This is a genomic window from Paenibacillus sp. MER 99-2, from assembly GCF_023714095.1.
GTDB lineage: Bacteria > Bacillota > Bacilli > Paenibacillales > Paenibacillaceae > Paenibacillus.
This window is the reverse complement of record NZ_JAMAUZ010000001.1, coordinates 1,904,675-1,925,425: the sequence shown is the minus strand read 5'-3', so window position 1 is coordinate 1,925,425 and position 20,751 is coordinate 1,904,675. Positions and strand designations below refer to the sequence as shown.

The window sequence follows — 20,751 nt, the reverse complement described above, 5'->3', positions numbered from 1 at the left end:
GTATTTGATTCGTTCTGAAATATGATTTTTATGTGTGGATCGAATAGTAGTCTTATAACGTGGCTGTTACTCAACTAGATTGTAAATTAATGGATAAATTTTCCTGTATTATTAATTGTTAATTCATGTAAAATTTATTAATATTAAAATAAAAAAGAGTGAGGAGAAAATATGAAATTCATTATTTTGAAAAAGCCAATGTTGTGGGTCACTTTTTTATCATTATTAAGTGGCGCTTTAATGTTTAGTCCAATGAGTTCTTATGCCGCAGATGATCAATATGATGAATATGACGGAGTAAACGGTTTGCTTTATGAGGGCAGATTATATGCGCCTCTCCGCAGTATATCGACGAATTATCTATTCATATACGATGAAAAACTTGATAAATATTTTGATGTAAATATATCTTGGGATCAGAAGACCAAAACGGCTTCACTAACTAAAGACGGGAAGACTTTTAATGCTACTGTTGGTAATGGAGTATTGTTGAGAAACGGCTCGGTGTATGTACAATTTAAAGCTTTAAGTAACTTCTTCTATCCGAAGGATACTATCAAATGGGATAAATCTTCGTTAACAGGAAATTCTGAGCACCTTAAGGTATATGCTCGTCCATTGGCAGATAATCAAGCATTGACTCTTGCAACAAATGCGATGGCCAAAAAGAAATACTGGATTCAATTTAATAAAAATAACGTTGAACTAGGTCTTCCTCAGTCAGAGTATATTCAATGGAATAAAAGCCTTACTAAATATAAGGCGGTCTTTCATTCAGATGGGATCGTTGGCGACTATAACTATAGCTACGGTATTGAAGCTGAGATGACTAAGAAGGTTAATGGTTGGACTATTACTTCATTTAATTATTTCGATGATACACGGATCTATTATCCTTAATTAATAAGCAATGGTTAAATCGTGAAGGGCGCTTACAGAGAGCTGTATGGGAAAGCATCCCTACGGCTCTTTTGATTTTTTCGCGTATTTTGATAAGCGAGTGGCAGAACTGAAAGCAGCTGACATGAACATAAATTATATTGTCTGGAATATACAGTATGGTTTGGGCGTGACAGCATGGGGATATGCCCGCTCATTTGTGCTAATTTGGCATATGTTATGACGTACCTTGAGATTCAAAGGAGGCCAATCAAATGAGTAAAGTTGGATACGATTGTAACAATGTAGGTGGAATTGGTAACGGTATATGTACTTCAACTGCGGCAATTCTTGTACTCTTTATTCTGCTCGTTATCATCACAAAATCGTTCTGGTATTAGTTCGTATCTTGTATGAAAATAAATGGGTTATTCAAGCTCTGCTGAGTCATCAGCGGGGCATTTCCTATGTGGACAACTCACTACGTCTTAAATTGAAGAAGATGATATTCATTTGATTTAGAGATTCCAAAAGGCGTACATTCTTGTTAAACTATAAGCTTACACAATGACGACTGTGTCCTATCAGCAAGGGTGATACCTGCAGAACTACATATGGAATTGAAGATAAGAAAGGGATGAGCAACATGAAAGTGGAAGTGTATACGCTGAACGCATTTGCAAAAGGGGATCATGGTGGTAATCCCGCAGGAGTTGTCTTGGAGAATGACCTTTCACTGGAAGCGTCTGACATGCAACTCATAGCGAAGAAGGTAGGCTATTCGGAGACGGCCTTTATAGAGAAATCCACATTAGCCAATTACAAAATCCGCTATTTCACTCCCTCGAACGAAGTTGATCTGTGCGGGCACGCCACGATTGCTGCTTTTGGACTAATGCATTCGCTAGGTTTGGCTGAAGCAGCAAGCTCTTATACGATAGAAACCAAGGCAGGAATTTTGGATGTCGATATTAGCTCGGAGGGTTTTGTTTATTTATCGCAGGCTTTACCACAATTTTCTGAAAAGATATCCTGTGAGGAAATCGCCCCATCCTTGGGAATAGCTCCTGAAGCCCTAGAAACCGAGTTGCCTATCGAGATTGTTTCGACGGGTCTGCGTGATATTTTTATCCCGATCCGCAGTAGGAATCTCTTGAATGAGATTCAGCCAAAATTTGACGCCATAACCGCTATTTGCGAAAAATATGATGTCGTAGGATATCATCTGTTCACCTTGGATACTCCAGACAATGCTACTGCGGAATGTCGAAACTTTGCGCCGCTGTACGATATTCCAGAGGAGAGTGCGACAGGAACATCCAACGGTGCACTACTCTGCTATTTGTACCAACATGGCGAGCTACCTATGAAAGAAGTGGAACATGTCATGTTCAGGCAAGGGTATTCGATGAATTGTCCTTCTGAAATCAAGGTAGGGTTGCGCCTGAGCGGGAGCGGTGACATCAGACAGGTTCGGGTTGGCGGTGCAGTGGCTGGGATTGAACGAAGACATATCATGATATAGGCAGAATCAAAAAACTGCTTGCGGCCACCTTACAGAATCCCCGAAGTTAGTTAAATAAATGTCAGCCTCTTAGGATGAAGATCATACAATTAAGAAGCTACTTCAAAAAGCAGATGCTGAAGAACCGTTTGATCTCATTATTGACACGGGAATCAGATAGTTAATTAATAAAATGCCGAATACGCCTATTGTATTTTAATCAAATACAATAGGCGTATTCTTATGTGGAGTTTCCATTTGGATTAAAAAAAGGTATTGTAAGCCTTCGCTGGGTAAATGTCTGTCCACAGTCAAATGACTCCGCAACAAATACGTCTAATAGAAATCCATCGATCTGATTCCGTAATATATGATTCTAACTATACCGGTGAAGGTGAAACAGAGTCATATCGGTTATTAAATAGAACATTAGTACATAATTACTACCCGTCCGCTCTGGTTATGCAAAGTGGCTCAATTTACTTAGAAATGGTTACGAATAAGATGGAATTTTAATTAAATTTGTAATTGTAATGAAAATGTTAAGGTTTATTTATTTTTTTATTCTTTCTTAACAGTTTTCGGATAAAATACTAGGGGAAAATGTATTTTTAAGGAGAATTGAAATGAATTTAAACAAACAGTTATATGAATTGCGAATAAAAGTAATAGTATGAGAAAAATTAGCCTCAATGTTCTGCTGAGCAGCTTAGTCTCCGTTTCAGTCTTAATGACCTTGACCATCATGATTATATCATCATATACCACTCAAAAGCGTGCACTCATAGACAATACACTTTCAAATAATTACGTAAACGCCGTACAAATGAGTCAGACATTAGATTCGTTGTTTCTTTCCATGCAGAGTAGTCTAAAGTATGCAGCGAAGTACATACATGAAGATGACTTCACGGATACCAGCAAACTAAATACAAGTTTGGATCTCATTCAAAACAGTAGTAACTTTTTTAACTCCGTTGCCCTTGCAGATCAGACGGGGCTTGTACGATCTATTTCGCCCTACTACGAATCGGTTATCGGTAAACATGTAAACTCTAAAGCGGCAAAACTGGCAATCCAATCAAAGGCATCTTATATTTCAGAAGCCTATCCAACCCCGCAAACGAATCACACTATCATGTTTATTGGTGAACCTCTTAATGATGCTTCAGGCAATTTTATAGGTATGATTGGTGGCAATATCCATTTGCAGGAGTATAATATCCTAAATCTATCTTTTGGTAACCAACTCCAAGCCGAAAATGGTTCTTATTTTTTCATCGTTGATCAAAAAGGAACGTTATTATTTCATCCAAATGCCAACCGTATTGGAGAAAATGTAAGTAGGAATGACGTGGTTAGAAAGCTATTGAACAATCAAGAGGGTAAGGAGCGATACAAAAATATATCTGATGTAGACTCACTTGCAGCATATTACAAAGTCCCTACAACTAGTTGGGGAGTAGTCTTTGTAACACCCACGCAAACGGTGTATGATCAGTTAAACCATCATATTTGGATGTTATTGTTATACACCTCAATCCCATTTCTGATCTTAACTTTGGTTGTTTTGAGAGTGGCACGTAAACTTGCAAGCCCATTTGTTCTACTTGCTGATATGATCACCCAAATGGAGAACGGGGAAGTGAACCAGTCCGTGGTCAAGCCACATTGGAACCGTGAAGCTGATTTGCTCACGCGTACGGTTATTGGGGCTATGCGAACCCTCAAACAAAAAACGGATCAACTGGTTTATCAGGCCGGTACAGATGTACTAACAGGTTTGAACAATCGTAGAACATTTGGGGAAATCATACAGCAATGGACTCAGAGAGAAGGTCCATTTTCCATCATCGTATTAGACATCGATCGCTTTAAAACGATTAATGATACATTTGGTCATCACGCTGGAGATGAAGTATTGAAACGGATAGCTCAACAAATACAAATGTCAGTAAGTTCCGAAGATTTCTGCTTCCGATATGGCGGAGAGGAATTCGTGGTGCTTCTGCAGAATTGCAGATCTGATCAGGCTTATGAAACTGCCGAAAGCATCCGCTTAACAGTGCAAAATAGTACGTTTACTATTGATCATAGTGTGACAATTTCGGCAGGTATTGCAGAGTATCCAGTTGACTCGTCATGTGCAGCAGATTTATTTCAATTGGCTGATGCTGCTTTGTATCAAGCCAAGGAAGAGGGGCGTAATCGCACCATTGTTAAGGCTTTGAATAATGAGTGAGTTATTGAGATTAAAACTACAATAAGTGAATCAACCAGTTGACGGAATTGAATCGTCGACTGGTTTTTTAGTTTTGCTTAATGTCGAGAAACCAGGACAAAATTAGCATAAAAGGAGAATAGGTTTATGAGAAAATGGCCTGCGATAGATGGAAAGTGGTACAGTTAGATCAATAGGAAACAGATTAAAGATGGAGTATTGTTATAATGGATATTTTCATTATGACATGGCTGCAAACTAAAGTAGAAGGAGTTCGTGTATGATTATTCGAGAAATTAAACAAGAGGACAACGCAAAAATAAAGGAAATAATACAAGATTCACTAGAAACACTTGGGTTAGCAATTCCTGGCACAGCCTATTTTGACCCTCAACTCAATGACCTTCACGACTATTACAACAATTTAAAACATGCTAAATACTGGGTGGTGGAAATAGAGGGAGAAGTTGTTGGTGGTGTCGGTATAGCCCCATTTAACGAACCAGATAATGTCTGCGAATTACAAAAACTATACTTAAGTGAGAAAACGCAAGGGTATGGGATGGGGAGGAAATTAATGGAAACTGCTTTGTCGTTCGCCTCTAAGCACTATGCAAAGTGTTACTTAGAAACAAAGCAAGAATTAAAAACAGCATGTGTTTTGTACGAAAAATTTGGATTCAATCTTTTGGCTAAGCCATTATCAGGTTCTGAACATTCTGCGATGGATGCGTGGTATATAAAGGAATTGGATTGAATTTTTGAAATATGAGCGCTTTTGATTATGGGGAGACATACTCCAATCAAAGGCGCTCAATCTTTTTAGTCAAGCTTTTAATTTACATAAGAAAAACCAATTTGAATATGCCAAGTTCATTAATCGCCTGGCTGCAACGTTTATCGTGTCAAGGGAAGATGAGTTGCACGGGAATAATGGCGTTCTTAGGAGAATAAATATCTTCCATCTGTTCACGTAACAGCTTTACGGCTGTTCGTGCCATTTCCTGTTCATCCTGCTGTACATAAGGTACGCCTGAAAGATGTGGATTATCAAAAGATAACAAATCGATATTGGAGTGAACGTTCAGACGACTGATCGCGGCCAATGTAAGGCGTGCTGTTTCTTCAGTCAAGGAGAAGGCTGCCGAAATTCCACTGTGGTTTTGCAAGAAGTCACTTACATAGTCTAATGCTTGCTCGCTGCGTAGAATGTCGAGAGGAATGTGACACCACAAGCTTTTGTCAATGGAGATCCCTTGATCTGTATACGCCTGCTCGAAGCCGAGCGTACGATCCTCGACGGCTGTATTGGCATTTTCAGGTGAGATGAGCGCAATCTGCTGATGACTCTTCGATAGCAAATGGGATACAGCTTTATACGCACCGCCGTAATTGTCGGATGTAATGGTGTACGTCTCAATGTTGCGCAGATAGCGGTCGATGAACACACACGGGAATTTATCGAGCGACAGACGCAGTAATGATTCGTTGTACTTCTCATCTTCTGTCGGAAAGACGATCAGCCCCTTCACACCGAGCTCCGTTAGTGTACGAATGACGTTTGATTCGATCGAGGAAGACTCGCGCGTGATGCTTAGTACCATGCTGAGACCCGCTTCTTGTATGAAGTGTTCCGTGTAGTCAACGAGCTTCTGAATGACACGGGTTCTCATCGTCGGAATAATGAAGCCGATGAGCGGCATGGAGGACGGGCTGCTTGGGGATGGCGAGAAATTGATGCTAGAAACCACAAGACTAGAAGAGACGAATGAGCCTTTGCCTTGTATGCGTATAATGAATCCTTCGTCAGCTAGTAGGGTTAGGGCGTTCTTGACGGTTATTTTACTTACTCTGAATTCGTCCATTAGTTCCTGCTCAGAAGGAATACGGTCCGTTGGCCGAAGCTGCCCTGATTTAATTTTCTGTATAATATTTTCTCGAATTTGTTTGTAGAGCGCCAGCTTTTTCAAGAGTAGCATCTCCCCATAAACTTTATGATTTTATAATCAATTGGTTATATAAAGCTTATTTCATATATATTATAATACGGCATGTAAAGCGCTTACAATATGGAGTCTGAGAAATTGTTGCGAAGGGGTCTTTTCTTTGAACGGTTAGAAATATTGTTAAGGATGGTGGTACCAGATGAATTGAAACCGCTTAAATTAACAGAACTAACTAGTCAGCCGACTTTTCAAATGCATAACCAAAAGAGAGGATGACGAACAAATGAAAAAACGAAGTGCTTTAATCTCCATCGTTACACTCCTTATTATGTCACTTTTTTTTACTGCATGTGGTAATGCTTCCGATTCAAAAACGGAAACACAGCAATTAGGCGCTAATGCCGGTGAGAATGCAACAGAGTTATCATTTTGGACATTCGTAGATTTGCACGGCAAGCATTTGGATAAAATGCTGGGGTTATGGAACGAACAGAACCCAGACAAACAGATTAAGTTGAATGTAACGGTTATGCCTTACGATGATATGCACAACAAGCTCCTATTGGCAGTTACAAGCGGAAAAGGTGCTCCTGATATCGCGGATATTGAACTTGGTCAATTCCCTAAATTCTTGGAAGGTGACAACGTTCCCCTGGAATCTTTGAATGATGTATTTGCACCATACAAAGACGTTGTTGTTCCTTCACGTGTCGAGATTTATTCCAAAGCCGATCAGGTTTATGGATTCGATTATCACGTAGGTGCGACGCTTGCTTTCTACAATACTGAAATTCTCGAGCAAGCAGGTGTTGACTACAAGACAATCAAAACGTGGGAAGATTACAAGCAGGCAGGTATCAAGGTTTATGAAAAGACTGGAAAGTACTTAGGTACTGCTGATACATCAGCTACGTGGCAAGCATCGCTGCTGCTAGCTCAGCAAAATGCTGATTTTACAGATGAAAATGGTAATCCAAAAGTGAACTCGCCTGAAATGATTAAAGCATATGAAATGTTAGTCGATCTGCAGAAAAACAATGTTATTCATACGATCCCTGGCGGACAGCCCGACACAGAGGAAGCAAAAGGCGAATACAACAAAGGCAACTACGCAAGCGCATTGATGCCTGAGTGGTACATGTCCCGCTTTGTAAACGAAATGAAGGACCTTAATGGTAAGTATGCAATAGCTCCATTGCCTGTATTTGAAGAAGGGAATCCCCGTTCCGTTGGTTTAGGCGGTACGGGTACAGTTGTAACTAAGAGTGGTAAAGACGTTCAGTTGGCAAAAGAATTTGTAGCCTTTGCTAAGCTTTCGAAAGAAGCTACTACTGAAATCTGGAATACACTTGGATTCGACCCAATCAACATGGAAGTATGGAAAGATGATGCAGTCACGAAAAACCCTGATAATGAATACGTCCAATACTTTAAAACAAATGCATTTGATACTTTGAATGAAATCAAAGACGAAATTAGAGCGATTAAGTCCGTTAAAGCTTCACCAACCATCGGCAATATCCTCAATACGGTTACTTTGAATGCTATCTTTGAAGATGGCCAAGATGTGAAGGAAGCGTTGGATGAAGCACAAGCAGCAATTGAACAAGAATTGAAATAAATATAATAAGTAAATGATTTGATTAAACCTGTCGGCAGTTATCGTAGTCGGCAGGTTTAACCATAGTCAAGGGAGATTGAGAATATGATAAAGAAATTTGTATACTCTCAAAAAGTGGCACCTTATGTTTTCGTATTGCCATTTATACTTATATTTTTGATATTCTGGTTTTTTCCGCTTGTAAATTCATTCGTAATGAGCTTTCAAGATCGGATGTTGGGTCAGGATCCTAAGTGGATTGGTGAAGCCAATTATTCGAAATTACTTACGGATAAAGTGTTTTTGACGGCTATTAAAAATAGCGTTGTGTACATGTTAGGAACCTTAGTGCTGTTAATTCCTCTTCCAATGTTATTTGCCGTGATGATCAACAGTAAGTTAATGATGGGTAGAGAGTTTTTTAAATCTTCGTTCTTTCTCCCTGCATTGACATCTGTTGCAGTTGCGGGTACGATTTTCCGCCTTACATTCGGTGAAATGGAAGGTTCATTAATGAACAGCTTCCTTGGTTTATTTGGTATAGACCCTATTAAATTTTTGAAAGACGGAAATTGGAGTATGGCAGCACTGTTAATCCTCGCATGTTGGAGATGGACAGGCGTGAATATGCTTTACTATCTATCCGGTTTGAAGAGCATCGACAATGAATATTATGAGGCTGCTTCAATTGACGGGGCGTCTGCTTGGCAGAAGTTTAGAACGATCACAATGCCATTATTGAAGCCGACCACGGTATATGTTACGACAATTAGTGTTTATGCAGGTTTAGCCATGTTTACCGAGAGTCTGATGATGTTCAACGGTAACAATTCACCCAAAAATATTGGTTTAACCATTGTTGGATACCTGTATAGACAAGGGATTGAGCAGAATAAGCTGGGTTATGCAGCTGCAGTTGGTATCGTCCTGTTAGTCATTGCTATGGTTATCAATTTAACGCAGTTGAAATTTAGTGGAATGTTCAAAAAGGAGGAGGATTAAAGTGGGCAGAAGTCAGACGAGGAGTGATTTCATCTCTAGAATAGTAATTATCTGTTTATTCATTGTACTATTCGTTATAATTATGATCCCATTCTATGCAGTGGCCCTATCTTCCTTTAAACCAGGTGAATCATTAGTTAGATATGGTCTTAACCTAAGTTTGGATTTTGAAATCATGAGTTTTGATAATTTCATCTATCTGTTTACTGGACAACATGATTATTTTGTGTGGTTTTGGAACAGTATGATTTTAACAATCGCTCAAGTGGTTTTAACACTTTTTGTAAGCGCATTTGTTGCATATGGTTTTGCGGCATATGATTTTAAAGGTAAGAACTTTCTCTTTATATGTGTTTTGCTCATTATGATGGTGCCTTTCGAAATACTGCTGGTTCCTTTGTATAGCCTAATTAATGATTTGGGAATGGTGAATAGCTATTCGGCAATCATTCTGCCCGGTATAGCCAATGCCGCGACCATATTTTTCTTCAGGCAATATCTACGAAGCATACCCAAAGAGATTATTCAATCTGGGCGGGTTGATGGCGCAAACGAGTATGCGATTTATTTCAGGCTAATTATGCCGATTATGAAGCCATCCTTTGCAGCAATGGCCATTCTGAATGGTATGAATAGCTGGAATAATCTATTGTGGCCATTCATGGTGCTCGGAGATCAGAGTAAATATACACTTCCCATCGGTTTGAAAACGCTATTAACTCCTTATGGCAATAACTATGACCTATTGATTGTAGGCTCCTTCTTCTCCATCATTCCAATTTTCATACTATTTATTGCTTTCCAGAAATATTTCATAGACGGTATGACTGCAGGTGCTGTTAAAGGGTAGTAAATATTATGATGAAACAGGTGATAAGATGGAAATAGAGCAACGAGCGTCACACGACATTCAACCCTTAATTGAGCAGAGAGCAGATCCTTTTATTTACCGACATTCGGACGGTTATTATTACTTCGTAGCATCCGTTCCGGAGTATGATCGGATTGAAATCCGTAGAGCCCAGAATCTTGAGGGGCTTGTTACATCAACGCCTGTAGTGATCTGGAGAAAGCGCGAGATGGGTATTCTTAGTGCCAATATTTGGGCACCCGAACTGCATTTTATTGATGACAAATGGTACGTTTATTTCGCTGCCGCACACACGACGGAAACGAATGAAGGCTTGTTCGACCATCGCATGTACGTGCTAGAGAATGAAAATGTCAATCCGCTCGAGGGCAGTTGGACGGAAAGAGGGCAGGTTCGTACCGCGTGGGAAAGCTTCGCCCTCGATGCCACTACCTTTGAGCATAATGGCAGCCGTTATTACGTATGGGCACAAAAGGATCCGAATATCGAAGGTAACTCTAATCTGTATATATCTAAAATGAGCAATCCGTGGACGCTGACTGGACAGCAGACGATGATTTCGAAGCCCGAATATGACTGGGAGATTATTGGTTATAAAGTGAACGAAGGCGCGGCATTTCTTCGAAAGGGTAATCGGGTATTCCTCTCTTACTCGGCTAGCGCCACTGATTATAATTATTGCATAGGCTTACTTGAAGCCGATGCGGATGCTGATTTGCTTGATGCCACCTCATGGCGCAAGTCGCAAGCACCGGTTCTCTCGACAGATGAGAACATCTCAATGTATGGTCCCGGTCATAATTCGTTCACGGTGTCAGAGGACGACGAAAAGATGCTATTTGTGTTTCACGCAAGAACGTACAAGAACATTATAGGAGATCCGCTGTACGATCCGAATCGCCATACATTTGTGACGGAGCTTTTGTGGACGGCAGACGGCAGACCCGATTTCCGCGGCTCTGTTGCAGCACTTGCACGTTCTATACAGTGAACAGGTGTCTCAAACTTAAAAAACAAACCGACTTTAATCCAACTTCAGTAGGATTTAAGGTCGGTTTGTTTTTTTTGTGAAGGGACGAATTCTTTACAAATCCTGACTTTCAATTATGCTCTTCATATTTTTAATTGTTGCAAAGTGCATTGCTTCATGGTAAATCAGAAAACCCAGTAATTGTTCTACATTTGTAAAGATAAGTCCTGTAGAAGACTTGTAATGAGGATTGATTTCTTCTTTCAATTTGCTTGAAAGTATCGATTCAACTCTTTCAATCTGTTCCGTTAACAAGTCGATTATTGGAGACAAAGTGGGAGGCTCTATATTCCAGTCAGACGGTTTAGTTCCTGGATCAAACAACTTGTTAAAATTAGTAGGATATTTGGTTTCTTCCCCAGTAAGTTGGAAAGCGAACTTCTCATGTATAACATACATGTGGCCTAGATTCCATTTTATATTGTTTTTCAAACCTGTTGGAATTATTTCCGAGGCAGAGTCATTTATATTCCTCACATAATCAACTGCCTGACGGCGAACAAATCCCAATTGATCTGCGACAAAATTGCTCATGATATTGACCTCCTATTAAAACACTTTTCTGTCAGTGACCAGAGTTGCTTTTCGAAATATAAGCTGAGACTCGTTGTGACAGATTGGCCAATGAACGTTCAAAAAAGGATTCATCATGAAGTGCTCTACTCAGGATTAATCCCCCCTGAATACCAGCAATTGTTTCCTCTGAAATTTGGTCGGCTGTCTCTTTGGAGATGCCTGCTCGAACTAGTGCCGCGCTGAAGGCTTCAATCCATCTTACAAAATATTGCCGAATTACAGCAGCGAATCGATCTCTTGTTTCGTCCAAAGCGAATGCACCGATAAGGCATATACGCTGACCAGATTTAAAATAAGTATCGACCTCTTGCCACATATGATCAATGGCTGCCAGGGGTTCATTCTTTTCGAGCGGTTCATAAATGTTCTTGATAAACCATTGATCAATATGAGCAAGAATTTCAGCAGCCATCTCATCTTTTCCGCCCGGAAAGAAATAATATAAGCTTCCTTTAGATAGACGCGTACGGGCTGTAATTTTACTCAAAGATGCACCTTCATAACCTAATTCACGAAATACTTCGGCAACGAGAGGGATGACATCAGATTTTTCAAAAACAGTGCGTGTCATAGGTTCAACTCACTTAGGCTTGGGTGTTCAGCGGGACGTGTGCCGAGCGGCCAATGAAATTTTCGTTCCTCTTCCTTAATTGGCATGTCATTAATCGAAGCAAATCTACGTTGCATCAAGCCGTCGTCAGCAAATTCCCAATTCTCGTTACCATATGATCTGAACCAATTGCCACTATCATCATGCCATTCATATGCGAATCTAACGGCAATACGGTTATCCGTAAATGACCAAAGCTCCTTGATCAACCGGTAGTCCAATTCTTTGGCCCATTTTCTAGTTAGTAAAGAGACAATTTCTTGGCGGCCTGTTATAAATTCGCTCCGATTTCTCCAATAACAATCCTCAGTATACACAAGTGAGACGCGCTGAGGGTCTCGGCTATTCCAGCTGTCTTCTGCCATACGAGTTTTTTGGATTGCTGTCTCAAGAGTGAATGGGGGAGTTAGCTTATTCATTACATTTTCCTCGCTTTCTGTACTGTTTGTATCAGTATAAACCGATCGGTTTATAAATGCAAGTTTACATCCCGAATTCAATACCAATTTTGAATATCGGTTCAGATTCATAATGTACCAAGTAGCCATCAATCCTATGCAAAGCGGCTTTTTGTTGTGTATTACCAATGCTCAAGAGGGTATTCATTCTTCATATGCATATCCTATGAAATAATGAAAAAGCAGGACATCCTCCTGTATAGGAGGCGCACTGCTTTTTCTCTCATTATGTTCTTTTTGCTAAAATCATCAGTCGTATTAAATTTAACCCTGCAAAAATTCGATCAATGCTGCATTAAATTGTTCAGCATGCGTCGCATTGAATCCGTGTGGTCCACCTTCGACAACGACGAGACGGCTGCCAGGGATGGATTCATGAGTACGTTGTCCACTTACTTCCAAAGGCACGATGGCATCGGAATCGCCATGGATAACCAGTGTTGGAATGTTGAATTTCTCCAGATCCTGACGGAAATCAGTAAGGGCAAAGGCAGCAATACAATCCAATGTGCCTTTAGGTGAAGCCAGAGCTGCAATATCACGGTTATAGATACGGAATGGTTCACTCACAAGGTCTGTACGGTCTCCAGCAGCGAAAAAGTTGCTTGTAAAACCATCCAGGAATGCTAGCCGATCCGTTTTTACCCCGTTTTGGAATTCGGCAATGGTTGCATCATCCAATCCTCCCTGAGGATTGTCTTCGGTTATATAGAGGTAGGGAGGAACCGCTCCCGCAAATACGGCTTTAGATACGCGTTCTGTTCCATAGGTTCCCACATAACGTGCAACTTCGCCGCCACCCATGGAGAATCCCACTAGTGTGACATCATGCAGATCAAGGTGCAAAATCAATTTATGCAAATCCGAAGCAAAGGTATCATATTCATAACCATCCCAAGGTTGAGAAGACTGACCGAATCCACGACGGTCATATGTGATCACACGGTAGCCCGCTTCAATCAGGGCTGGAACTTGCTTCTCCCAGGATCGTCCACTCAAAGGCCAGCCATGAATCAGAATAATTGGTTTTCCCGCACCATGATCTTCATAATACAGTTCAATTGGTTGTTCATTCTCTGTACCTACATTTACTTTGGCCATGGTAATACCTCCATTAGTTGTTATATTTTTTTATACACAAGTTATTTGGCTCAGAAACATGAAGGGTAATTGTTCATTTATCGCCTCACTTCGTATACCGTTTGTATTAGTATAAACCGATCGGTTTATAATTGCAAGTGCATATTTAAGTGTGGGTATTCCTTTAGATAACAACATATCAGATAGCTTTAGCTGAATAACGTGAATTCCATGTAGTTGGTGTTGGTGGAGCAGATTTATCGCTCAGTGAAGAACAATCGGAATGAACCTTACCTCAAGTAGGTACAAATCATAAACTGAAATGATAAACCACTCACTTTTGATTTGAGATATGTGTGGCTTCAAGATAATAACCGTAGTCATGTTCGTAAATTTCATTGATCCTTTTCAGGACATTCTTCGCTTGATCTATGAATTTTAATTCCGTAATCTTACCTTTTATCAAAAACACGCCGGTTTCATTCTGGTGTTGCCCCAGAGCAGCTTCATAAAGCCTGCTGGCACCGTGAGCCGGTGGAGAAAAAAATAACTTCATTAATGGAAGAACCAATAAAGGTAATCCAGAACTGGTTTCTTTCCTTAGTGTATTGGTACCACCAGGGTCAACGCTGCGGATCTTGATATTCTCCTGGGCAAGTTGTGGTGCGATGGCTTGGGTCCACAGTGAGAGTGCTAACTTAGACGTGGCATAAGGACCGATGAGCTTGCGAAATACTTTAGGGTGCTCAAGGGTTTCAATAGTGAATTTTCTTGTAAATTTAATCGCTTCCGATGAGGTGTTGATCACCGTTTTGAAGTGTCCCTTTTTTATAAGTTCCTTCAATTCCATCAGAATAATGTACGGTACGACTGTCATTAGCTCGTAATGAATTTCACGTCCTTGTTTGGAATAGCTCAGTGTGGGGAAAGAGCCGCCGGCGTTATTGAACAAAATATCAATCCGCTGCTCCTTGCTTTTTATTTCTCCGATCAGTTGCATTAAGCAGGAGTAGTCAGATAGATCCTTCGTTTTATAAATATGTAGCTTACCCGTATGGACTGCTTCTTGGATTAGTGTGTCGTCCGCTGGGAAGTCTGAGCGAATGATCGCAACCACTTGCCAGTCTTCCAATAGAAATTTACGGGTTAAGGCTAGTCCGATGCCAGCGCTTGCCCCCGATATAGCAGCAATATGTTCAATGTGGCTTTTATTCATAGTATGTTTCCTCCTCATGTAGAGCAAATGCCTAACGAGGCATACTATATAACTTGGAGTCGACTCCAAGTCAAGACGGAGAAATTAAAAAATCCTCAAAGGGTCAGAGAGTTGACTTGGAGCCAACTTCAAGATGTATAATGCAAAAAAAAGAATCGTTATGGGAGGGGATCGGATGAAGAAAATTCAAACTTATACGATAAAACAAATTGCCACGCATACGGGCATATCTGAAGATACGATTCGATACTATGAAAAGATTGCGCTACTCCCCCGGGCTGAACGGAAGGGTAACGGGCATCGCGTTTACGGACAGGATGATATTGATATGCTTAGCCTATTATCTTGTCTGAAAAAAACGGGAATGTCGCTGGATGAAATACGTCCATTTCTAGGGGTCTCCTCCGATGCTGATCCCGCAGAATATCCTGAGTTAGTGGAACTATTCAAAAGGCACCGGGAAAATATTATGGGGCAAATCATTTCTCTGCAACAGGTCGTTGATTTTATTGATAAGAAGTTAGAGAAGGGAAGATATCGACGAGATTGGACGACTGAAGTGCAAGACAACATCTCTGAAAACATATTAAAGTAGCTAAATCTTTCATATGATTAGGCGCTGCATGAATCATGTCGAGGACAAAAACATGTGGGAACTACAACTTAATAATCAAAAGAAAGCAGCTAATCAATGTGATCAGCTGCTGTTGTTCAACCTATGATGGGATGTCGTATCAGTGCAATTATCGGTTAAGCTTGGACATTTCTTCTTCCATGTAACGTGTACCATGAACCGCGTGTTTTGGATTAACCTCTTCAATACGAGCAAAGTCTTCAGCACTAAGCGTAATATCGGCAGAAGCTACATTTTCCTCTAAGTAACTGATCCGTTTGGTTCCAGGGATTGGAAGCGCACCGTTAGCTATCGTCCATGCTATAGCTAACTGCGATGGCGTGCAGTTATTTTTCTGAGCAATCTCCTTAATTTGATCTACAATTTCAATGTTTTTTTGGAAATTGGCGCCTTGGAAACGTGGCATATATCTCCGCATGTCATGAGGGTGAAGATCTTCAAACTTGCGAAGCTCACCCGAAATAAAACCTCGGCTTAGTGGGCTGTAAGCTACATGGGTAATATTTAATTCTTTTACCGTAGGCAGGATGTTATCTTCAATGTCCCGGCTCCATAGAGAATATTCGCTTTGCAACGCGAAGAGATCGGGTGTACTGCATGCGCACGGCGTATCGTGGAAGCAGAAGCTTCAGAGAGACCCAGATACCGAACCTTTCCTTCCTTCACCAGATCGGACATAGCCCCGACGGTTTCCTCAATAGGAACATTAGGATCAACACGATGTTGGTAATAGAGATCGATATAATTCACTCCCAGCCGCTCCAAGCTTTCTTCAGCTGCTTTTTTTACATAATCAGGGTGACCATTAATTTGTTCATAATTTGGCGTATAGGAGAATTTAGTAGCAATAATAGCCTGGTTCCGCCGGTCATGAATCGCCCTGCCTAGGAGTTCTTCACTATGTCCATTTCCATAGACATCTGCTGTATCGATTAACGTAACGCCTAACTCCAAGTTTACGTGCAGTATGACTCACTAGAGGGCTATAAAGCTATATATGATGATAAGTTACTAACCACGTATAAGGTAATAGCAACAACTGTAAAGCAGTCTGCTATTATGGTCAAGGCAACAAAAAAGGAAAATTAAGCTGTGATCTTTTCTCGGTACTTTACCTTTGTATTAGTTGCTTAATTCTTTTTTGGAATTCGAACTAAAGGATTGTTTCCAAAAGAATCGATGTTCCCACCTGCGTATTTCAATCGGAATTATAATGGAAAGAATAAGTAACGTAAATTAAATGGAAGAAAAGTATTATGGATTAAATATAAATGTAGCAATATAGTTCACCAACGCGAACGCGGTGAACTGGTTAGTGTTGAGAGGATGTTTTCATCCTGAAATGGCACATAGAACATTTTTATAATATAAGTCTTAAAAACTATATGATATTATAACATTAATGGTTTACTTATAAAATTTCCTTACAATAAATTGTAGAAGAGCATCTGTGATGATGTTCAAATAAGGGGGAGAATTAAGATGGATAATTTGCAGAAAATATCCGATTTAAAACCTGGTGCAGATATTGATGAGTATAACCTAATTGATCTGTTTAAATGTAGCCGGAAAGGTGGTATGAGAAGATCTTTAAAAACCAATTCTCTTGTCCTATTGTCTTATAAAGATAGACCACTATATGCAAATGTATTCAAAGATAAAAATGGGTTGTGGCAATACACTGGCATGGGGCGAATTGGTGATCAAAATCTACAGTACTCTCAAAACAAAACCTTACTTAACTCAAACGATACTGGTGTTAATTTGTACTTATTTATTGTAGAAAATCGCAAGTATACATTTGTGGGTAAGGTATTGCTTGTAGGTTTGCCCCAAAAAGAGCTCCAATTAGATGAAGAAGGTAATGATAGATCAGTTTATGTATTTCCTTTGTTAGAAGTAGGTAGTTATATGAACGCATATGATTTTTTTATGGAACAAAGCAGAGAGGATCTTGTTATTCAAGGAGTATTAGGTGAGCCTCGATACGAATTGTCATTACATAGTGTAAGAACCCTCCCGATGTACATGAAGTCAATGAAATTGGATACTTTAATCGGACCGGGTGGATGGTTTTATAATGTTAAAGGATTTTTCAACAATCCAAATACAACAAGTAAATTTAAAACTGGAAATATCAACAGCTTAATAGAAGAAACTAATATCAAGAAAATTTCGCGGATTGTTTTCGAAAATCAAAACAAATTTATTAATCCATTTTACGATACTGCATTTCAGAGAAAAAGTACTATTATATCTTCTGAAAAAGATGATGGTGGTTTCTTAATACACCGTATAAAGTATATGAATTCAGTTAATACACAAAATAATTTTGATGTATCCTTTTTTGAAGATCCTCCATTACGTGAAACTGGTGAACCCTATATTTCACTAATTATTGGACCCAATGGCACTGGGAAAAGTACGATATTGTCAACTCTTCAAAAGATATTCTTAGAACTATATCGTTTGAAGAGATCCAAAAGAACCTTTAATAAAAAATCAAATAAATTATTCATCCTTACATATCAGATCGGGGGAGACATTTTTAAAGTTATTCAAAAAGATGATACACAAGATTATTATAAAAACGGAGAAAACATTCATTTAAGCGACCTTCAGCTTCCCAACAAACTGATCGCGAGTGCTTATAGCATAAATGATAGGTTTATCTATAAACATCAGTTAGATGATAAAGACAAAGAATATAGCTATTTAGGGATTAAAAGTTCAGATACTACAATTCGCATTGGTGAAACATCGAGAAATTTGATATTGAATATATTAAATTCATCGCAAAAAAACAATTTCGAATCGATATTAGAAAAAATATTAAAATTCGTAAGGTTAGAACCTGTTATTAGAATAGTGTTTAAAACAGCTAATAATGAAACAATTGAAAAGGTTGCGGTAAAAGAGAACATATTACTTAACCAAAATAAATTGAGAAAGAATAAAACAAAGTCAGAATTAGACCGTATTCATTTTTCGGATTATCAAGATATAATGGATTTTTTTGAAAGCTTAAGTGAAGAAGGAAACAATATATTTAAAATACGGAAGAATGCAATAATCGTAACTTTCAAATTAGATGAACCTGGATACTTTGAAAGATATTATGATGATTTGTACATACTTTGGCATCTATTTGAAATTAATATTTTTAATGAGCCTACTGTCTTTATTAGAAAAGAAAAATATTTCAAGTTAGAATTCGCTAGCTCAGGAGAAGTTCAGTATATAACAACCATGATTAATATCTTATCTAACATTGAAAAAGATTCACTCATCTTGATGGATGAGCCTGAAACTAGCCTACATCCCAATTGGCAAAATAAATATATTGAGGGCCTAAGAAATATATTTAGCCTTCACTATGCTTCTGCACACTTTTTGCTAGCAACACATTCTCATTTTATGGTGTCAGATCTAAAACCTAATACGTCTTCTATTGTTTCAATTGAACGAGATAGTCAGTACCAAACTAAAGTGGTTCTACACAAAGAAGAAACGTTTGGCTGGTCTGTAGAAGACGTACTGTTTAATATTTTTGATTTAGCTACAGATCGAAATTATTATCTTGCTGATGAACTGGATCAAATAATGCTTGCTATAAGTACTAACAATCGGAGAGGGCTTGCTACGAGAGTAGATCGCATAGAGCAGCTAAGTACAAACCTAAAAGAAAGTGATCCCTTAAAAACAGTCATTAGTCTAATAAGTCAAAAGATAAAAGGTGAGTAAATGTATACTTTAACAGCTGATGACATTCTTTTGATCATGAAACATGATTTTAATTGGGATAAAACTGAGTTGAAATATATAAAAAACAATATAAAACAGATACTCATTAATAATAATAGTGAATGTTTTTATTGCAAATCACCACTTGATGAGGGAAGCAGTCCTGGAGATATTGAGCATATTGTACCTAAAGACCCTCATAAAATCTTTTCTTTTCTACCGATAAATTTAACACTGACGTGTAGGAGATGTAACACAGCTAAAGGAAGAAAAAACGTATTACAAGGAAATAAAAATCAAATTTTTAGCATTCCAGAGGACTATCCATCTACATCAGGTGACTTTCTTATTATTCATGCTTATTACGACTTATATGAAAGTTACATAAAGTTAGAGGATTCAATCTTCTTTAAAGGTATTGACTCAGGGGGTAAGGGAGAAAATACGATAAGAATTTGCAATTTAACAAGATTGGATCTTGCTCTATCAAAAGTCAAAATGAACTATCTTCAACGTAGTATTGAGGAGAATCTCGTTAAAAAATTGGTGAGTTTAAATAACAATTCCCTAGAAAATGAAATGCTACTTCATCTGTTCGAATCCAAGTTGAATTTGAATGTACCTAATAAGCCGATATATATTGCCATTGAAAAAGTTAATAAGAATTACAATGTCGTAGATATTGTTGATGAGTTATTTAAGATAGAGGAATTGCATAATATAACAACTCATCAAATTACAAAATTAAGAGAGTGGCTAGATTACAAAGATACCATAGGAGCATACGTTAATTTAATTAATTATCTCCATACTTTAAGAACCCTAATCCCCTTGATTAGTCCTCATTTGGAAAATATGATTTTTCAAAATAGTTCAGGATATTTATTGCTTAATCCGCAAGGACTTATTGAATTGAAGGATTTGTTAAACACTGTGGTATTTAAAGGTTTACAAGCAAAAAGCAAATCGAAACTACTCTCCATGATTGCTGAACTTGAAAATGCCAATTTCAATAAAATTCCAAATGGTATTTTTATTGAAAGTGAAACTGAATCAATTCTAGACTGCTTGAACGTGATAAAGGAAATTTTTCAAAATCCAATTATAAAGAGCGTTTTAAATGGAATCAATTCCCAAACATTCGATGAATTGAGAGATTCTATACTGATACTTTATAAGAACGTGGATAAAAACCCTAAATTTGAAACATTAAGTAAGATAGAATGGTACTATCACGAAATTTTTACTCTTGAGAAAGAAAATATTCGGGACATATACAAAAATCTTAATGGCTTAATGAAATTAATAAACAGCAGTAACTAGAGTTTCACAAATCTAAAAACATTAAAATTTTGATTTGAATACGACATCATTTTCAAT

The 20,751-nt window shown here is 38.6% G+C and carries 18 protein-coding genes and 1 pseudogene; 12 read left to right on the top strand and 7 right to left on the bottom strand.

The genetic code is table 11. The annotated features are described in order from the left end of the window. Positions 1 to 171: 171 nt before the first annotated feature. The 5 genes from M3636_RS08685 to M3636_RS08665 all read left to right on the top strand — a co-directional run bounded on the left by M3636_RS08685 (position 172) and on the right by M3636_RS08665 (position 5,361). The gene (locus tag M3636_RS08685; RefSeq protein WP_128102271.1) at positions 172 to 900 is read left to right on the top strand and encodes a stalk domain-containing protein; all 729 of its coding nucleotides are present in this window, start codon (positions 172 to 174) and stop codon (positions 898 to 900) included. Between the two features lie 254 nt (positions 901 to 1,154). Beyond that, a complete protein-coding gene (locus M3636_RS08680) occupies positions 1,155 to 1,280 on the top strand; it encodes a sporulation protein YjcZ (RefSeq protein ID WP_128102270.1) in 126 nt (41 codons plus the stop codon). A 245-nt stretch (positions 1,281 to 1,525) separates the two neighbouring features. After that, positions 1,526 to 2,404, top strand: coding sequence for a PhzF family phenazine biosynthesis protein (locus M3636_RS08675; RefSeq protein ID WP_128102269.1), 879 nt, complete (start codon positions 1,526 to 1,528; stop codon positions 2,402 to 2,404). 652 nt (positions 2,405 to 3,056) lie between these two features. Next, entirely contained in the window at positions 3,057 to 4,625 is a 1,569-nt protein-coding gene (locus M3636_RS08670; RefSeq protein ID WP_251382137.1) for a sensor domain-containing diguanylate cyclase, read from the top strand. Positions 4,626 to 4,884: 259 nt separating this feature from the next. Further along, entirely contained in the window at positions 4,885 to 5,361 is a 477-nt protein-coding gene (locus M3636_RS08665; protein ID WP_251382135.1) for a GNAT family N-acetyltransferase, read from the top strand. Between the two features lie 148 nt (positions 5,362 to 5,509). Here M3636_RS08665 and M3636_RS08660 read toward each other — a convergent pair whose 3' ends face one another. After that, a complete protein-coding gene (locus M3636_RS08660) occupies positions 5,510 to 6,583 on the bottom strand; it encodes a GntR family transcriptional regulator (protein WP_251382133.1) in 1,074 nt (357 codons plus the stop codon). A gap of 250 nt (positions 6,584 to 6,833) precedes the next feature. Here M3636_RS08660 and M3636_RS08655 point away from each other — a divergent pair, with 250 nt between their 5' ends. The 4 genes from M3636_RS08655 (at position 6,834) to M3636_RS08640 (ending at position 11,014) form a co-directional block, all read left to right on the top strand. Next, complete coding sequence (locus M3636_RS08655; protein ID WP_128102265.1) at positions 6,834 to 8,171, top strand: ABC transporter substrate-binding protein; 1,338 nt, start codon at positions 6,834 to 6,836, stop codon at positions 8,169 to 8,171. Positions 8,172 to 8,255: 84 nt separating this feature from the next. Continuing rightward, the gene (locus tag M3636_RS08650; RefSeq protein WP_128102264.1) at positions 8,256 to 9,152 is read left to right on the top strand and encodes a carbohydrate ABC transporter permease; all 897 of its coding nucleotides are present in this window, start codon (positions 8,256 to 8,258) and stop codon (positions 9,150 to 9,152) included. Between the two features lie 31 nt (positions 9,153 to 9,183). Beyond that, a complete protein-coding gene (locus M3636_RS08645) occupies positions 9,184 to 10,002 on the top strand; it encodes a carbohydrate ABC transporter permease (protein WP_483311512.1) in 819 nt (272 codons plus the stop codon). A gap of 28 nt (positions 10,003 to 10,030) precedes the next feature. Continuing rightward, positions 10,031 to 11,014 carry a glycoside hydrolase family 43 protein gene (locus M3636_RS08640; protein WP_251382131.1) on the top strand — a complete coding sequence of 328 codons (984 nt, stop codon included), beginning with the start codon at positions 10,031 to 10,033 and terminating at the stop codon, positions 11,012 to 11,014. 93 nt (positions 11,015 to 11,107) lie between these two features. On the opposite strand, the gene M3636_RS08635 is transcribed toward M3636_RS08640, so the two are convergent. The 5 genes from M3636_RS08635 to M3636_RS08615 all read right to left on the bottom strand — a co-directional run bounded on the left by M3636_RS08635 (position 11,108) and on the right by M3636_RS08615 (position 14,993). Further along, positions 11,108 to 11,587 (bottom strand): DinB family protein, encoded by a 480-nt coding sequence (locus tag M3636_RS08635; protein ID WP_251382129.1) that lies wholly within the window; start codon positions 11,585 to 11,587, stop codon positions 11,108 to 11,110. A 31-nt stretch (positions 11,588 to 11,618) separates the two neighbouring features. Then, positions 11,619 to 12,200 carry a TetR/AcrR family transcriptional regulator gene (locus tag M3636_RS08630; RefSeq protein ID WP_251382127.1) on the bottom strand — a complete coding sequence of 194 codons (582 nt, stop codon included), beginning with the start codon at positions 12,198 to 12,200 and terminating at the stop codon, positions 11,619 to 11,621. Further along, positions 12,197 to 12,658, bottom strand: coding sequence for a nuclear transport factor 2 family protein (locus M3636_RS08625; RefSeq protein WP_251382126.1), 462 nt, complete (start codon positions 12,656 to 12,658; stop codon positions 12,197 to 12,199). Before M3636_RS08625 ends, M3636_RS08630 begins: the two co-directional genes overlap by 4 nt. Before the next feature lie 303 nt (positions 12,659 to 12,961). After that, entirely contained in the window at positions 12,962 to 13,798 is an 837-nt protein-coding gene (locus M3636_RS08620; protein ID WP_251382125.1) for an alpha/beta fold hydrolase, read from the bottom strand. A 313-nt stretch (positions 13,799 to 14,111) separates the two neighbouring features. After that, complete coding sequence (locus M3636_RS08615) at positions 14,112 to 14,993, bottom strand: SDR family NAD(P)-dependent oxidoreductase (protein WP_251382123.1); 882 nt, start codon at positions 14,991 to 14,993, stop codon at positions 14,112 to 14,114. Positions 14,994 to 15,168: 175 nt separating this feature from the next. Here M3636_RS08615 and M3636_RS08610 point away from each other — a divergent pair, with 175 nt between their 5' ends. Then, positions 15,169 to 15,588, top strand: a complete 420-nt coding sequence (locus tag M3636_RS08610; protein ID WP_251382121.1) for a MerR family transcriptional regulator — start codon at positions 15,169 to 15,171, stop codon at positions 15,586 to 15,588. Positions 15,589 to 15,736: 148 nt separating this feature from the next. Here the strand turns inward: M3636_RS08610 and M3636_RS08605 are convergent. After that, positions 15,737 to 16,593 (bottom strand): annotated as a pseudogene (locus M3636_RS08605) (aldo/keto reductase); the annotation flags it as partial. Positions 16,594 to 17,109: 516 nt separating this feature from the next. On the opposite strand from M3636_RS08605, the gene M3636_RS08600 reads away from it, so the two are divergent. Next, on the top strand, positions 17,110 to 19,371 hold the full coding sequence (locus M3636_RS08600; protein ID WP_251382119.1) for an AAA family ATPase: 2,262 nt from the start codon (positions 17,110 to 17,112) through the stop codon (positions 19,369 to 19,371). Then, a complete protein-coding gene (locus M3636_RS08595; protein WP_251382118.1) occupies positions 19,372 to 20,694 on the top strand; it encodes an HNH endonuclease in 1,323 nt (440 codons plus the stop codon). Positions 20,695 to 20,751 lie beyond the last annotated feature (57 nt).

Excerpts from the sequence above, each read along its gene's own strand:
- M3636_RS08685 (WP_128102271.1), top strand. The coding sequence starts at position 172 with ATGAAATTCATTATTTTGAAAAAGCCAATGTTGTGGGTCACTTTTTTA.
- M3636_RS08680 (WP_128102270.1), top strand. The coding sequence starts at position 1,155 with ATGAGTAAAGTTGGATACGATTGTAACAATGTAGGTGGAATTGGTAAC.
- M3636_RS08675 (WP_128102269.1), top strand. The coding sequence starts at position 1,526 with ATGAAAGTGGAAGTGTATACGCTGAACGCATTTGCAAAAGGGGATCAT.
- M3636_RS08670 (WP_251382137.1), top strand. The coding sequence starts at position 3,057 with ATGAGAAAAATTAGCCTCAATGTTCTGCTGAGCAGCTTAGTCTCCGTT.
- M3636_RS08665 (WP_251382135.1), top strand. The coding sequence starts at position 4,885 with ATGATTATTCGAGAAATTAAACAAGAGGACAACGCAAAAATAAAGGAA.
- M3636_RS08660 (WP_251382133.1), bottom strand. The coding sequence starts at position 6,583 with ATGCTACTCTTGAAAAAGCTGGCGCTCTACAAACAAATTCGAGAAAAT.
- M3636_RS08655 (WP_128102265.1), top strand. The coding sequence starts at position 6,834 with ATGAAAAAACGAAGTGCTTTAATCTCCATCGTTACACTCCTTATTATG.
- M3636_RS08650 (WP_128102264.1), top strand. The coding sequence starts at position 8,256 with ATGATAAAGAAATTTGTATACTCTCAAAAAGTGGCACCTTATGTTTTC.
- M3636_RS08640 (WP_251382131.1), top strand. The coding sequence starts at position 10,031 with ATGGAAATAGAGCAACGAGCGTCACACGACATTCAACCCTTAATTGAG.
- M3636_RS08635 (WP_251382129.1), bottom strand. The coding sequence starts at position 11,587 with ATGAGCAATTTTGTCGCAGATCAATTGGGATTTGTTCGCCGTCAGGCA.
- M3636_RS08630 (WP_251382127.1), bottom strand. The coding sequence starts at position 12,200 with ATGACACGCACTGTTTTTGAAAAATCTGATGTCATCCCTCTCGTTGCC.
- M3636_RS08625 (WP_251382126.1), bottom strand. The coding sequence starts at position 12,658 with ATGAATAAGCTAACTCCCCCATTCACTCTTGAGACAGCAATCCAAAAA.
- M3636_RS08620 (WP_251382125.1), bottom strand. The coding sequence starts at position 13,798 with ATGGCCAAAGTAAATGTAGGTACAGAGAATGAACAACCAATTGAACTG.
- M3636_RS08615 (WP_251382123.1), bottom strand. The coding sequence starts at position 14,993 with ATGAATAAAAGCCACATTGAACATATTGCTGCTATATCGGGGGCAAGC.
- M3636_RS08610 (WP_251382121.1), top strand. The coding sequence starts at position 15,169 with ATGAAGAAAATTCAAACTTATACGATAAAACAAATTGCCACGCATACG.
- M3636_RS08600 (WP_251382119.1), top strand. The coding sequence starts at position 17,110 with ATGGATAATTTGCAGAAAATATCCGATTTAAAACCTGGTGCAGATATT.
- M3636_RS08595 (WP_251382118.1), top strand. The coding sequence starts at position 19,372 with ATGTATACTTTAACAGCTGATGACATTCTTTTGATCATGAAACATGAT.